The 13,422-nt window shown below is 71.0% G+C and carries 16 protein-coding genes; 13 read left to right on the forward strand and 3 right to left on the reverse strand.

All coding sequences use genetic code 11. The features are described from left to right. The first annotated feature begins 53 nt into the window (after positions 1–53). From N0B34_RS09025 to N0B34_RS09080, 12 genes are all read left to right on the forward strand, one after another. Positions 54–626: a TetR/AcrR family transcriptional regulator gene (locus tag N0B34_RS09025; RefSeq protein ID WP_263731042.1), complete on the forward strand. Its 573-nt coding sequence runs from the start codon at positions 54–56 to the stop codon at positions 624–626. A 160-nt stretch (positions 627–786) separates the two neighbouring features. Further along, positions 787–1,503 (forward strand): FadR/GntR family transcriptional regulator, encoded by a 717-nt coding sequence (locus tag N0B34_RS09030; RefSeq protein ID WP_263731043.1) that lies wholly within the window; start codon positions 787–789, stop codon positions 1,501–1,503. Positions 1,504–1,536: 33 nt separating this feature from the next. After that, the gene (locus tag N0B34_RS09035; protein ID WP_263731044.1) at positions 1,537–2,814 is read left to right on the forward strand and encodes an ABC transporter substrate-binding protein; all 1,278 of its coding nucleotides are present in this window, start codon (positions 1,537–1,539) and stop codon (positions 2,812–2,814) included. A 7-nt stretch (positions 2,815–2,821) separates the two neighbouring features. Continuing rightward, a complete protein-coding gene (locus N0B34_RS09040) occupies positions 2,822–3,754 on the forward strand; it encodes a carbohydrate ABC transporter permease (RefSeq protein WP_263731045.1) in 933 nt (310 codons plus the stop codon). Then, positions 3,754–4,680, forward strand: coding sequence for a carbohydrate ABC transporter permease (locus N0B34_RS09045; RefSeq protein WP_263731296.1), 927 nt, complete (start codon positions 3,754–3,756; stop codon positions 4,678–4,680). The genes N0B34_RS09040 and N0B34_RS09045 overlap by 1 nt, the downstream gene beginning before the upstream one ends. 27 nt (positions 4,681–4,707) lie before the next feature. Further along, positions 4,708–5,859 (forward strand): mandelate racemase/muconate lactonizing enzyme family protein, encoded by a 1,152-nt coding sequence (locus N0B34_RS09050; protein ID WP_263731046.1) that lies wholly within the window; start codon positions 4,708–4,710, stop codon positions 5,857–5,859. A gap of 36 nt (positions 5,860–5,895) precedes the next feature. Then, positions 5,896–6,621 (forward strand): SDR family oxidoreductase, encoded by a 726-nt coding sequence (locus N0B34_RS09055; RefSeq protein ID WP_263731047.1) that lies wholly within the window; start codon positions 5,896–5,898, stop codon positions 6,619–6,621. A gap of 46 nt (positions 6,622–6,667) precedes the next feature. Further along, on the forward strand, positions 6,668–7,630 hold the full coding sequence (locus N0B34_RS09060) for a dihydrodipicolinate synthase family protein (protein ID WP_263731048.1): 963 nt from the start codon (positions 6,668–6,670) through the stop codon (positions 7,628–7,630). 136 nt (positions 7,631–7,766) lie between these two features. Then, positions 7,767–8,312, forward strand: coding sequence for a putative immunity protein (locus N0B34_RS09065; RefSeq protein WP_263731049.1), 546 nt, complete (start codon positions 7,767–7,769; stop codon positions 8,310–8,312). Positions 8,313–8,414: 102 nt separating this feature from the next. Further along, complete coding sequence (locus N0B34_RS09070) at positions 8,415–8,741, forward strand: DUF1778 domain-containing protein (protein WP_263731050.1); 327 nt, start codon at positions 8,415–8,417, stop codon at positions 8,739–8,741. Further along, positions 8,738–9,244: a GNAT family N-acetyltransferase gene (locus N0B34_RS09075; protein WP_263731051.1), complete on the forward strand. Its 507-nt coding sequence runs from the start codon at positions 8,738–8,740 to the stop codon at positions 9,242–9,244. The genes N0B34_RS09070 and N0B34_RS09075 overlap by 4 nt, the downstream gene beginning before the upstream one ends. 150 nt (positions 9,245–9,394) lie before the next feature. Beyond that, positions 9,395–11,278, forward strand: a complete 1,884-nt coding sequence (locus tag N0B34_RS09080) for a DUF2075 domain-containing protein (RefSeq protein WP_263731052.1) — start codon at positions 9,395–9,397, stop codon at positions 11,276–11,278. Here the strand turns inward: N0B34_RS09080 and N0B34_RS09085 are convergent. The 3 genes from N0B34_RS09085 to N0B34_RS09095 are packed head-to-tail and all read right to left on the reverse strand — an operon-like array spanning position 11,262 to position 12,753. After that, on the reverse strand, positions 11,262–11,651 hold the full coding sequence (locus N0B34_RS09085) for a VOC family protein (RefSeq protein WP_263731053.1): 390 nt from the start codon (positions 11,649–11,651) through the stop codon (positions 11,262–11,264). The two genes, N0B34_RS09080 and N0B34_RS09085, sit on opposite strands and share 17 nt — an antisense overlap. Beyond that, a complete protein-coding gene (locus tag N0B34_RS09090; protein ID WP_263731054.1) occupies positions 11,633–11,974 on the reverse strand; it encodes an ArsR/SmtB family transcription factor in 342 nt (113 codons plus the stop codon). The genes N0B34_RS09085 and N0B34_RS09090 overlap by 19 nt, the downstream gene beginning before the upstream one ends. A gap of 59 nt (positions 11,975–12,033) precedes the next feature. Next, a complete protein-coding gene (locus tag N0B34_RS09095; protein ID WP_263731055.1) occupies positions 12,034–12,753 on the reverse strand; it encodes an SDR family oxidoreductase in 720 nt (239 codons plus the stop codon). 99 nt (positions 12,754–12,852) lie between these two features. Here N0B34_RS09095 and N0B34_RS09100 point away from each other — a divergent pair, with 99 nt between their 5' ends. After that, complete coding sequence (locus tag N0B34_RS09100) at positions 12,853–13,413, forward strand: TetR family transcriptional regulator (RefSeq protein WP_263731056.1); 561 nt, start codon at positions 12,853–12,855, stop codon at positions 13,411–13,413. The last annotated feature ends 9 nt before the right edge of the window (positions 13,414–13,422 follow it).

Below are 13,422 nucleotides of genomic sequence, written 5' to 3' on the forward strand. Positions count from 1 at the left end.
CCATCACTGTAACCCCTGCGATGAGACTCCTGTCGCATCACTATGCTTCGAGCATGGCGCGATGGGAACCCGACGGACGTGCACGGCTGGTGGCCGCCGCCCTCGACCTGTTCGCCGAGCGCGGGTACGACGAGGTCACGGTCGCGGAGATCGCCGAGCGCGCCGGTCTGACCCGCAGCACGTTCTTCCGCTACTTCCCCGACAAGCGCGACGTGCTGGCCGCCGGCCAGGCCGTGATGTCCCGCCTGCTGGTCGAGGGGATCGCCGGGGCACCCGAGGGGGCGAGCCCGCTCGACGCCGTCGCCGCAGGGCTGGACAACGTCTCCGGCTCGATGACGTCGTTCAACCGTGAGCTGGCACCGCGCGTGCGCGCGGTGATCGCCAGCAGTGCTGAGCTGCAGGCGCGCGACCAGCTCAAGCACGTCAGCCTGGTGGCGGACGTCGCGGCGGCGCTGCAGGACCGGGGAGTGCCGGACTCGGTGGCGTCGCTCGCCGCGGAGATCGGGATGCTCGCGTTCCGGGACGGGTTCGCGACGTGGACGGCGTCCGACGGCGGACCCGGGCTGGTCGAGCTGGTCCGCGAGGCGCTGGCGAGGCTGCGCGGGGCGGTCGGCGCGCTCGGCTGACGCTTCGTGCGCCTGTGGGGCGCTCGTCGGCGACGACCTGTCTGACATGTAGGGCCTGTTTGGTGCCCGCTCTTGAGGCTCTCGCGCTGCCGTTCCTACAGTCGGCCTCGCCGTAAGGGCGATGAGGCCCGAACCTGTCAGACAAGTGGTGGTGAGCGCCGTGGCTTCCGATCTCGAGTTCCGACTGATCCGCCACTTCCGCCTGCTCGAGCTGGTGCCCGGCGACCCCCTGCCGCGCGAGCAGGACCTGGTGCACGACCTCCAGGTCAGCCGGCCAGCGCTGCGGGAGGCGCTGGCCGCGCTGGAGGCCCTCGGGTTCGTCGCCTCACGGCAGGGGGCACGGCGCACGCTCGGCACCTTCGACATGCAGACGGTGGTCGAGTCGCTGACCCGCTACATGGAGCCGTCCACCGAGCTGATGCTCGAGATGCTCGACGTGCGGCGGGTGCTGGAGGCGGCGTTCTTCCCGATCGCCGTCGCCAAGATGTCCGCCAACACCCTGCGCGAGCTGCGCCGGATCGCCGAGCGCATGGTCGCCAAGGCGGGTCGCGGGCAGCCGTTCGTGCAGGAGGACGCCCAGTTCCACCAGGCGCTCTACGAGCAGCTGGGCAACAAGACGCTGCAGGGCCTGATCGCCGCGTTCTGGCGGCTGTTCGACGAGCTGTCCGAGCAGTTCCAGGTGGGCGGCGACCTGCAGAGCACGGCGCTGCGCCACCTGCGCATCGTCGAGACCCTCGAGGCCGGCGACACCTCGCTGGCGACGCACGAGCTCAACGTGCACTTCTTCGACGTCCGCGCCCGGTTCACCGCCCTGCGGGCGAAGGAACGGGCGCTCGGTCCGGCCGCCTCCCGAGAGGCGACGCAAGCCGGCCTGTGAGGTCCCCCGAACCGCAAGAGAGAGAGGACTGCAATGAGGCACTCTTCCTGGCGTCGCGCCGGAGCCGTCTGTGCGGCGCTGACCGCGGCGGCCATCGCGCTCGCGGGCTGCAGCGGCAGCTCGTCCACCGGTTCCGCCGCTGCCGCCAGCCAGAGCACGGACACGTCCGGCCAGACCCTGAACTACTGGCTGTGGGTGGACAACGCCACCGACCAGACCTGGCAGCAGTTGGCCGACCAGTTCAACGCCGAGAGCGGCCACGGCAAGGTGCAGCTCCAGGTGGTGCCCGCCGCGCAGTACCTGGACAAGCTGCAGACGGCGCTGAGCAGCGGCAACGGCCCTGATGCGGCGCGCATGAAGGACGAGTGGATCGGCCAGTTCGTCAAGGCCGGGGTGCTGGCGCCGCTGAGCAAGAAGATCGACGCCTGGAGCGGCAAGTCGAGCGTCATCGGCTCGAGCTGGGACGCCGGCAAGGTGCCCGGCAAGAGCGAGATCTACATGATGCCGCACCAGAACACAGCCTTGTACATGTACTACAACAAGAAGCTGTTCAGCGCGGCCGGCCTCGATGCGCCGAAGACCCAGGCCGACGTGATCGCCGACGCGCCGAAGCTGACGGGCAACGGCCACTACGCGTTCGACGTGCGCGGCGGGGCCGGTGGGCAGGACCAGTGGGCGGCGTGGATGTACGCCGGCGGCGCCCAGTTCGTCGACTCCAGCGGCAAGGTGACGCTGGACAGCCCGACGGGCGAGCAGGTGAACCAGTCCTACCTGGACCTGGTGAAGTTCGCGCCCCCCGGATCGGCCACCGCGGCCTACGCCCAGGTGCAGAGCAACTTCCTGTCCGGCACGACGGCGATGATGATCCACCACGTCGGCTCGCTCGCCGCGGTGCGCAAGCAGTTCGGCCAGGACGTCGGCGTGATCCCGGTGCCCGGCAACGACCCGTCCAAGCCGTCGACCCTGCAGACGATGAGCGGCAACGTCATCTTCACGTCGTCGAAGAAGCAGGAGCTCGCCTGGCAGTGGGAGACGTGGCTGCTCGGCGACGCGCAGATGCTCAAGATGAGCACCTCGCCGCAGGGACAGCTGCCGGTGACGACGGCCGTCGCGGCGAACGACGCGTTCACCAAGGACGAGGGTTACCAGGTGGCGCTCAAGGCGGCGCAGACGGCGCAGAGCTGGCCGCAGCTGAACGGCACCACCAACGTGGTCAACGCGACGTGGTCGCCGACCATCCAGCAGGCGTTCGGCGGCCAGTCCAGCAGCGCGCAGATGCTGCAGAAGCTGTCCGCGGACCTGTCGAAGTAGCGGACCGATGACCACCCTGACCACGCGACGGCCGATCCGGCCGAGCGGGCCGACGGGGCCGACGAGGAGGAAGCGGCGGCTCGACCTGACCGTGCCGCTGTTCCTCTCGCCGACGCTCCTGCTGCTCGTCGTCTTCGTCGCCTACCCGTTCCTGCGGGCGATCTGGCTCTCGTTCACCGAGACGAGCCTGCTCGGCGGCACCCTCGGGTTCGTCGGCCTGGACAACTTCCGCACCCTGTTCACCGACCCGAGCTTCGGCACCTTCCTGCGGAACTCGGTGGCGTGGACGGTCGGCGGGGTCGGCCTGCAGCTGGTGTTCGGGGTGATCGGGGCTCTGCTGCTCAACCAGCGGTTCCGGCTGCGCGGCGTCGTCCGGGGGCTCGCGATGATCCCCTGGGCGACGCCCAGCGTCCTGGTCGCGCTGATCTGGATGTGGCTGCTGGACCCGAACCACGGCCTGGTCAACGCGGTGCTGACCCGCACCGGGCTGATGCACTCGCCGGTGGCGTGGTTCGGCAGCCCGCACACCGCGCTGGGCACGCTGATCGTGGTGGACGCCTGGCAGGGCATCCCCTTCTTCGCGGTGATGGTGCTGGCCGCGCTGCAGGCGGTGCCGGAGGAGCTCAAGGAGTCGGCACGGACCGACGGGTGCGGGTTCCTGCGGGTGTTCTGGTTCATCACCGTGCCGAGCATCCTGCCGACGGTGCTGATCACCCTGGTGCTGCGGCTGATCTGGACGGCGAACTACATCGACCTCGCCTACGTGCTGACCGGCGGTGGCCCGGGCATCGCCTCGACCACCATCCCGCTGGCGTCGTACCTGACCGCCTACAAGCAGGGCGCGCTCGGCTCGGGCGCCAGCTACGCGGTGGTGCAGGCGGCCGTGCTGGCCGTGCTGGTGGCCGTCTACATCCGGCTGACGCAACGGAGGGAGGCGTGATGGTGGTCCTCGAACGAGCCGGGGTGGGTGGCCGTGCACGGGGTGAGCGGCGGTCGCGGGCCGTCGTCGAGCGCCGGTCCGTCCCGCTGGGGGTCGGGCTGAAGCGGACGTTCGGCAAGCCGGCGCTGTACGTGGTGATCGCGCTGTGGATGGTGTGCACGCTCGGCCCCTACGTGGTGATGGCCGTGACCTCCGTGACGCCGCAGGACCAGCTGATCGCGTACGGGATGAGCCGGTTGCCGACGCACTTCTCGGTGCAGGGGTACGCCGAGCTGTTCGCCACCACGCCGTTCGTGCACTACATGGTGAACAGCGCGATCACGGCGCTGGGCACGGTGCTGTTCGCCCTGGTGGTGGCCAGTGCCGCGGCGATCTCGCTGTCGCGGTTCCGGTTCCGCGGCCGGACGACGGTGCTGACGGCACTGCTCGTCGCGCAGCTGTTCCCCGCGGTGCTGCTGGTGATCCCGCTGTCGACGATGCTTCGCTCGGGGCACCTGCTGAACTCGCGCGCCGGCCTGGTGCTGATCTACGTCACGTTCGCGACGCCGTTCGCCACCTACCTGCTCAAGGGGTTCCTCGACGGGCTGCCGCGCGAGCTCGACGAGGCCGCGACGGTCGACGGCTGCAGCCCGATGCAGATGGTGCGGCACATCCTCGTGCCGTTGCTGCGCCCCGGGCTGACGGCCGCCGGGACGTACATCTTCATCTTCGCCTGGAACGAGTTCCTGTACGCGTTGACGTTCACGTCCAGCACCGCGGCCCAGACCATTCCCGTCGGGTTGCAGCTGTTCATCGGCGACTACCAGATCCGGTGGGACCTGCTGACGGCCGGCGGGGTGATCGCGGCGGTCCCCGTTCTCGTCGGATTCATGCTGGTGCAGAAGCAGCTGATCGGGGGGCTGGCGGCGGGCGCCGTCAAGGGTTGAGCTCGACTTCACAGATAGGGAAGACGAATGTCTGATATCGCATTTGCCGCCGACGTGTCGGCGGACCGGAGGGCGCCGGTGGCGGTGCCGCGGATCGACGAGGTGGAGATCACCCTGGCCCGCGTACCCCTGCCCGAGGGGCCGTGGGGCGACCAGATCCATCGGGTGACCGACATCGAGGTCACGGTGGTGGACGTCCGGGGGGACAACGGCCTGGTCGGGACGGGGTTCAGCCACACGTCCGGCATGGGCGCGGCGACCATCGGGGCGCTGGCGCGGGAGATCGCGCCGACCGTCGTCGGCCAGTCGGTGTCCCCGCGGGGCCTGTGGCACCAGATGTACAAGTACGTGCACGACGTCGGCGGCGCGGGCGTCACCACGCACGCGATCTCCGCGTTCGACATCGCCTTCTGGGACCTGCTGGGCAAGTCGCTCGGCGTGAACGTGGTGGACCTGATCGGCCGGGTGCGGGACGTCGTGCCGCTGTACGGCAGCGGCATCAACCTCAACAAGTCGGTCGAGGAGGTCGTCGAGCAGGTGCGCCGCTGGCAGGCCGACGGGTACGTCGCCGCCAAGGTGAAGGTGGGCAAGCCGGACCTCGAGGAGGACGTCGAGCGGCTGGCGAAGATCCGCGAGGCGGTCGGCATGTTCCCGCTGGCCGTGGACGCGAACCAGGGGTGGGACTACCCGGCTGCCGTGCGCGCGTTCACGCGCTTCGAGCAGTTCGACCTGCTGTGGATCGAGGAGCCCCTGCCGTCGGACGACATCCCGTCCCACCGCCGGCTCGCCGAGCACGTGACCACGCCGATCGCCCTGGGCGAGAACGTGTACACCGCCGCACAGTTCGTGCAGTACTTCGACGCCCAGGCCGTCGACTTCGTGCAGGCCGACCTCGGCCGCGTCGGCGGCATCACCGGGTACCTGGACATCGCGGCGGCGGCCCGCACCCGCAACCTGCCGATGACCCCGCACTTCGTCATGGAGCTGAGCGCCAGCATCCTCGCCGCGGTGCCCAACATCGCCAGCGCCGAGATGACCGACGGCGGCACGTGGACCGACCTGGGCATCGTCGCCTCGGCCGGCCGCGTCGAGCACGGCCGCTACCACCCGCCCACAGCCCCTGGTCACGGGCTCACGCTCGACCGCGACTACCTCCGCGCGCACGCGCTGGCTCTCTGACCCCGACTTGCCGAGACACGGAAGGACTGCACTGACATGACGTACGAGACGGTGGACCTGAGCGGCAAGGTGGCCGTGATCACCGGCGCCAGCTCCGGCATCGGGGAGTCCCTGGCGCGGCTGCTGCACGCGCACGGCGTGAAGCTGGGGCTGCTGTCCCGGTCCGGCAAGGACCTGGGGCTGGACGGGGCGCTGGTGCGAGCCGGTGACGTCGGTGACCGCGCAGCGGTGGAGGCGTTCGTCGCCGACACGGCCGCACAGTTCGGGCGGATCGACATCGCGGTCGCCAACGCGGGGGTGGGGTCGTACGGCCAGTTCCTCGACGTCCCGACGGCGCACGAGGACGAGATGATCCGCACCAACGTGCAGGGGACCGTCAACCTCTACCACGCGGCCGTGCCGCACATCGTGGCCGCCGGCGGCGGCGACCTGGTGACGGTGGCGAGCGAGGCCGGCCGGCGCGGGCTGCCCGGCGAGGCCGTCTACTCCGCGAGCAAGTTCGCGCAGATCGGCCTGACGCGGGCGCTGGACAACGAGCTGCGCGAGAAGGGCGTGCGCGCCACCAATATCGCCCCGGGCGGGGTGTGGACGCATTTCGCGATCGACGACAACCGCGGCCGCACGGACGGCAGCGAGCAGCTGCAGGGAATGATGCGGCCCGACGACATCGCGGAGCTCATCTACTTCGTCCTGACCCGACCGCGCCATTTCCGCATCCTCGAGGCGGCGCTGCGGCCGATGACCGAGGCGCAGTGGGGCTGAGCGCCTTTCTCTGTTCTTTTCCGACCCGCGAGAGAATTGCAGGAACATGACCACGATCGACCCGAACGTGCCCTTGCACGGCGTCATCCCGCCCATCACCACGCCGCTGACCGCCAACGGCGAGGTGGACGTCACCTCCCTCGAACGCCTCGTCGAGTTCGAGGTGTCCGCCGGGGTGCACGCGATCTTCGCCCTCGGCACCGGCGGCGAGGGGCCGTACCTCACGGACGACCAGCGCGAGACGGTCCTCGACACCGTGACCCGCGTGGTGGCCGGGCGCATCCCCGTCCTCGCGGGCGTCACCGACATCGGCACCCGGCGGGCGCTGCACAACGCCGCGATCTCCGTCCGCTACCCGATCGACGGCCTGGTCAGCACCCCGCCGTTCTACGGCTCGGTCGGCTGGACCGAGATCGACGCCCACTTCCGGGCGATCCACGCCGCCCACGTCGACCTGCCCCTCTACGCCTACGACATCCCGGGCTTCGTCGGCGTGAAGCTCCCCGCGGAGCTCACGGTGCAGCTGGCCCACGACGGCGTGATCGCCGGGGTCAAGGACACGAGCGACGAGGAGGACGGGTTCCGCTACATCATCGAGGAGACGCGGGACCTGCCCGGCTTCGCGGTGATCACCGGCTCGGACATCACCGGCGACGCCGCGATCTTCCAGGGGGCGCACGGGATGATCGTCGGCGTCGCCAACATCGACCCCCACGGGTTCGTCCGCGTGTACGACACCGCCGTGGCCGGCGACTGGGACACCGCGCGTGCCGAGCAGGAGCGGCTGCACAAGCTGCGGCTGATCGCCAAGATCGCCGCGAGGCGGATCAGCCCGTTCAGCGCGACGCTCGGCTCCTTCAAGGCGGCGCAGGTGCACCGCGGCATCATCGAGAACGACCTGCTCCAGGCGCCGCTGCAGAACCTGAACGCCGAGGAGAAGGCCGCGGTGGTGGCCGTCCTGGAGCGGCAGAGCCTGGGGCCGGTGGCGGAGCTGGCCGGCGCCCGGTAGGCGCACGCGGGACGGCCGGGCCGGCGTCGTCGCCGGGCCCCGGCCGTCCCTGGCGTGGCTGGCCCCTGCGGCCCCGGGCGGCCCCGTCGTTCGCGGCTCAGGCCACACATCGGGACCGGAATGGCAGGGTGGCGACGTGCCGTCACCGCAGTCGCTCAGCGAGCCAGACCGTCAGACCGTCGCCCTGTGGGCGGCCGACTGTGCGGAGCGCGTGCTCGACCTGGTCGAGGCCGAGGCGCCGGACGACGGCCGCCCGCGGGACGCCATCGCGCGCGCCCGGGCGTTCGGTCGTGGCGAGCTCGGCGCGGCCGGGGAGATCGCACGCCGGTTCGTCGCCGGTCGTGCCGCGCGGGACGTGCACGGCGCTGCCGCCGTGGCGGCCGCACGAGCCGCGGCGCAGGCGTCGGGTGTCGCCCACATGGGGGCCCACGCCCTGGGCGCCGCCGGGTACGCCGCCCTGGCCGTCGGCCTGGCGCACCCCGATCGGCCGGATGCGGTGACGGCGGAGATCGAGTGGCAGGTCGCTCACGCATCCGACGAGGTGAGGGCGGCTCTGCTGACACTGCCGCCCGTCGGGCAGAACACCTCGGGGCCGCTCGGGCCAGGGCTGCTGTCCACCGGCGAGCTCGGCAGGATCATCGCCCGGCTCCAGGAGGCGCTCAGGACCCGGCCGCAAGCCTGAACCGGCCATGACGGGGAGGAGAAGGCGCCGGTCAGCCTCGTGTCCGCTCTGGCGCTGGAAGCACGGACGTACGTACGCTATCCGTACAGAAAGGGGGTAAGGATGACGAAGACCGTGCCCGCGCGCGGCAGGGCGGCTCGTGCGGCCAAGAGCCAGCGGATCGAGGTCCGGGCCACAGAACGGCAGGAAGCGCTGCTGCGCGATGCCGCGTCGGCCACCGAGCGCACCATGACCGACTTCATCCTGGAGTCGGCCGTCGATCAGGCGGAGCGCGTGCTGGCGGACCGTCGTTGGTTCGTCGCGACCCCTGAGCAGTACGAGGCGTTCCTCGACGCGCTCGACGAGCCTCTGGCGTCCACGGCGAAGCTCGACGAGCTCTGGTCTCGACCGTCGCCGTTCGGTGAGCAGTTCACCCCCGCGACGCGATGACCGGCGGGGTCCTCGAACGACCACGCAAGCTCACCCACGACGACGACAGGTCGCGCTTCGACAGCGGGGCTCGGGACCTCGACGACTGGCTGCGCCGCAACGCCTGGCACAACCAGCAGGCGAGCAACGCCGTCACGTACGTCACGGTGCGCGAGGGCGTCGTACTCGGCTACTACGCCATCGCGATGGCGGGTTACGCCACCGATGGTCTCCCCGAGGACCTACGGCGGGGGCGCCCGCGTCAGACCCCGTGCGTGCTGCTCGCTCGTCTTGCGGTCGACGTGTCGGCGCAGGGCCAGGGGGTCGGTGCGGCGCTGCTCAGGCATGCCATCGAAGCCGCGTACCGAGGAAGCCAGATCATCGGCGCCGCCGCACTGCTGATCCACTGCCGGGACGACGCCGCCCGTGAGTTCTACCTGCGTAACGGCGACTTCGTCGCCTCGCCGGTCGAGCCGATGCACCTTCTGCTGCCCATGAAGGAGATCTCCCGCCGTCTTGGCTGACCAGCCTCGAGCAACACACCGCTGGTGGAGCGGATTCGCGAACGGGCCGCTGGCTACTGTTCCTCCGTCAGCGGATCGACGGACTTCCCCGCGTGAGCGGCCGGACATGTCCCCCCGCACGTTCATTCGTGCTGCCTGGGGGACCCCGTCGTGGATGCGTTGCGCCGCAGCGCCGCGGAGCTCATCGCACACGCCGGGTCGGACTTCAGCGTCATCGAACGGGCGCTGGCTGACTTCCTCATGTACCAGGGCGTCGGCAGGCCGGGCGAGAGCGAGCGCCGATCGTGGCGTGCGTCGTTGAGCGCGCTGGCCGACGACCTTCGGCAGGCCGACCTCGGTGCCGTGGAGGTGCTGCTCGAGCACCGGATGCCGATGACCAGCAAGCGCGCGGACGTGGTGCTGGCCGGCGTCCATCCACGCACCGGCGAGCCGAGCTACGTCGTCGTCGAGCTCAAGCAGTGGAGCCGCGCGCGGCGGTGGGAGGGCAGCGAGACGCTGCTCGACGTCGAGGGTGCCCGCTACCGACCCGTTCTGCACCCGTCGTTGCAGGTCGACGGGTACGTGGACTACCTGCGGGACTTCACCGCCGTGCTCTCGGCCGCGCCGGACGCGATCGTCGGAGCGGCGTACCTGCACAACGCCTCCGAGGAGGCGATCACGGACCTGCGGTCCCCGGGCGTCGGCGCCGCCTCGCGACTGTTCACCGGGCAGCGACGCGGCGACTTCCACGACTTCCTGCGGTCACGCCTGGCGCCCGTGTCGGGCGTGCGGGCTGCCGACCGGCTCCTGTCCTCGCACGTCGCACCGTCGCGGCAGCTGCTGTCGGTGGCGGCCGACGAGATCCGCCAGCGTGAGCAGTTCGAGCTGCTCGACGAGCAGCGCGTCGCGTACGAGCTGGTGATGAACACCGTCAGGACCGCGAGCCGGGCGGACACCAAGACCGTCGTCGTGGTGGCCGGCGGGCCGGGCAGCGGCAAGAGCGTCATCGCTCTGTCCCTCCTCGGCGAGCTCGCCCGCGAGGGGCGGACTGTGATGCACGGCACGGGGTCGCGGTCGTTCACGCAGACGCTGCGTGCGGTCGCCGGGCGGGGCTCACCGCGCACCAAGAACCTGTTCGCCTACTTCAACAGCTTCATGACGGCGGAGCGCAACGGCCTGGACGTGCTGATCCTGGACGAGGCGCACCGCCTGAGGGCCACCTCGGTCAATCGGTACACGCGCAGGGAGGTCCGTGCCGAGGCCCGCCCGCAGGTCGACGAGCTGTTCGACGCGGCGCGGGTCCCGGTGTTCCTGCTCGACCAGCACCAGGTGGTGCGACCGGGCGAGATGGGATCCGTGCACGAGATCAGGGAGCATGCGGAGCGCCGTGGGCTGCGGGTGCTCGAGGTGGATCTGAAGGGTCAGTTCCGGTCAGGCGGAAGCGACGCCTGGGTCGAGTGGGTGCTCCGGCTCCTCGGTCTGGACGGTGGCGGCCCGGAGCCGTGGCCGGGTGACGACCGGTTCGTCGTCGAGGTAGCCGAGTCCCCTGCCGACCTCGAGTCGCGCCTCCGGAAGAGGCTGGCATCCGGCATGAACGCCCGGATGACGGCCGGCTACTGCTGGCCGTGGAGCGATCCGCGGCCGGACGGGACGCTGGTGGACGACGTCGTGATCGGCGACTGGGCCCGCCCGTGGAACGTGCGGGGCGAGCGCGCGGTCGGCGACGCGCCGCCGTCGGCCCTGTGGGCGACTGCCGAGGGCGGTTTCGAGCAGGTCGGGTGCGTCTACACGGCGCAGGGCTTCGAGTACTCGTGGAACGGCGTGATTCTCGGCCCAGACCTCGTCTGGCGCGGCGACCGCTGGGTGGCCCGTCGTGAGCACAACCGCGATCCCGACTTCCGGTCGAGGAAGACCGTCGACGACGCCACCTTCGACCGGCTGGTCCGCAACGTCTACAAGGTGCTGCTCACCCGCGGGATGGTCGGCACCGTGCTCTTCTCCACCGACGAGGAGACGCAGGCGAAGCTGCGGTCGCTGATCACGCCGGGCTGGTGAGCTGGATCAGGTTGCCGCAGGTGTCGTCCAGCACGGCGGTGACCACCGGGCCCATCGAGGCGGGCGGCTGGGTGAACCGGACGCCACGGGCGGCGAGCTCGGCGTAGGTCGCGTGCACGTCGTCCACCGCGAACGACGTGAACGGGATGCCGTCGGCCACCAGCGCGTCCTTGAACACGCGCGCCGCCGGGTGCTCGTCGGGCTCCAGCAGCAGCTCGACGCCGTCCGGCTCGCCCGCGCCCACCACAGTGAGCCACCGGTGCTCGCCCAGCGGGACGTCGTTCTTCACGACGAAGCCGAGGACGTCGGTGTAGAACGCCAGCGCCTTGGCCTGGTCGTCGACCAGAACGCTGGTCAGGGTGATGCGGGGCATGGCTGCTCCTCTTCGGGTCGGGTCTCGGGTGGCGGCTCGGGTGCCGGTGGGTGGGCCGGCAGGGGCCAGCGCTCGACGATCGAGCGCAGCGGTGACGTGTCGAGGTGGTGGATCTTGGTCCGCCCCTCGCGGTGGGACCGGACCAGGCCGGCCTCCTCCAGCACGGCGAGGTGCTGCGAGACGGCCTGGCGGGTGGACGTGTTCTGGTGGCGCATCGTCAGGCGCGAGCAGATCTCGAACAACGACTGCCCGTCGTGCTCCGCGAGCTCGTCGAGGATGGTCCGCCGTGTCGGGTCCGCCAGCGCCTTGAACACGTCACCCACGGCACGACGATAGGCAAGCGGATACTTGCATGTCTAGCAGGACCAAGAGACGTGCCTGGTCAGGCGAGGAGTGCGCCACCGTCGAGGGTCAGGACGGTGCCGGTGACGAAGTCGTTCTCCATCAGGTAGACGTGCGCCGCCGCGATCTGCTCCGCGGTGCCGACCGCCCCGACCAGGGTTCGCGACGCCAGCGCCTCGAACACGGCGGTCCGCTGCTGCTCGGGCACCGCGTCCCACATCGGGGTCCGGACGACGCCAGGCCGGACGGCGTTGACCCGGACGGGCGCCAGCTCGACGGCCAGTCCGCGGGTGAGCCCCTCGATGGCGGCAGCGCCGGCGGCCATGACGCCCGAGCCGGGAGCCGGCCGCTCGGCGATCGTGCCGGACGTCAACGTGATGGATGCACCCGCCGCCAGGTGCGGCAGCGCGTGCTGGACCGCCGCGACGGCGCCCCAGAACCGCACGTCGAGGAGTGGGCGCAGCTCGTGGAGCGGTGTGCCGGCCAGCGGGCTGGGCCGGACGGCGTCGCCGGCGGTGATCACCAGGTGGTGCAGCTCGCCGACGTGGTCGAACAGGTGGGCGAGCGCGTCCTCGTCCCGAAGGTCGAGCACCTCCCCGGCGCAGCCGTCCGGCAGTGCAGCGAGCGCCACGTCGAGGTGGCCCGCCGCGGTCGACGTGATGGTGACGGCGGCTCCGGCCTGGGCTGCGGCACGGGCGGTCGCCAGTCCCATCCCGGAGCTGCCGCCGATGACGAGGACGCGGTGGTCGGTCAGGGACATGGGGTGCTCCTTCGGGGTGCGGGGCGAGCCGATGATGTCTCGCAGTGACATCGTAATCACAACGACGACTCTCAGGGACATCACTGGTAGGCTGGACCCGTGCCGAGATGGGAACCCGATGCGCCGGCCCGCCTGCGTGCTGCCGCGCTGGAGCTGTTCGCCGAGCACGGGTACGAGAACGTGTCGGCGGAGCAGATCGCCGATCACGCCGGACTGACCCGCCGCACGTTCTTCCGGCACTTCGCCGACAAGCGCGACGTCGTCTTCGGCGGCTCGGAACGCCTGGCGCCGGTCGCTTCCCAGGCGATCGCGGAGGCCGAGCCGGGGGCCGGTCCTCGCGAGCTGCTGGTCGCCGCCCTCGTCGACGTCGCCACCCAGCTGGAGGATGCGATCCGCCCGTCGCCCGCTCGGCAGGCAGTCATCGCCTCGAGCCCCGAGCTGCGCGAGCGCGAGTCCAGCAAGCACGAGGCCGTGGCCGACGCGATGGCGGCAGCCCTCCGCCGCCGAGGAGTCGGGGAGACCGACGCCACGTTGCTGGCCCGCAGCGGTGCGGCGGTGTTTCGCACGGCGTTCGAGGCCTGGATCCACGACGCCGGCACCCGCTCGCTCGCCAGCCACGTCGAGGCGACCGCCGCCCGGCTGCGGGACCTCTGGGCCTGATCGGCCGGC

The organism is Cellulomonas sp. SG140 (assembly GCF_025770785.1).
Taxonomy (GTDB): domain Bacteria; phylum Actinomycetota; class Actinomycetes; order Actinomycetales; family Cellulomonadaceae; genus Cellulomonas.

Coding starts and splice junctions, on each gene's coding strand:
- N0B34_RS09095 (WP_263731055.1), bottom strand. CDS start 12,753: ATGTCCCTGACCGACCACCGCGTCCTCGTCATCGGCGGCAGCTCCGGG.
- N0B34_RS09085 (WP_263731053.1), bottom strand. CDS start 11,651: ATGCCCCGCATCACCCTGACCAGCGTTCTGGTCGACGACCAGGCCAAG.
- N0B34_RS09025 (WP_263731042.1), top strand. CDS start 54: ATGGCGCGATGGGAACCCGACGGACGTGCACGGCTGGTGGCCGCCGCC.
- N0B34_RS09035 (WP_263731044.1), top strand. CDS start 1,537: ATGAGGCACTCTTCCTGGCGTCGCGCCGGAGCCGTCTGTGCGGCGCTG.
- N0B34_RS09075 (WP_263731051.1), top strand. CDS start 8,738: ATGACCGGCGGGGTCCTCGAACGACCACGCAAGCTCACCCACGACGAC.
- N0B34_RS09060 (WP_263731048.1), top strand. CDS start 6,668: ATGACCACGATCGACCCGAACGTGCCCTTGCACGGCGTCATCCCGCCC.
- N0B34_RS09045 (WP_263731296.1), top strand. CDS start 3,754: ATGGTGGTCCTCGAACGAGCCGGGGTGGGTGGCCGTGCACGGGGTGAG.
- N0B34_RS09040 (WP_263731045.1), top strand. CDS start 2,822: ATGACCACCCTGACCACGCGACGGCCGATCCGGCCGAGCGGGCCGACG.
- N0B34_RS09055 (WP_263731047.1), top strand. CDS start 5,896: ATGACGTACGAGACGGTGGACCTGAGCGGCAAGGTGGCCGTGATCACC.
- N0B34_RS09050 (WP_263731046.1), top strand. CDS start 4,708: ATGTCTGATATCGCATTTGCCGCCGACGTGTCGGCGGACCGGAGGGCG.
- N0B34_RS09070 (WP_263731050.1), top strand. CDS start 8,415: ATGACGAAGACCGTGCCCGCGCGCGGCAGGGCGGCTCGTGCGGCCAAG.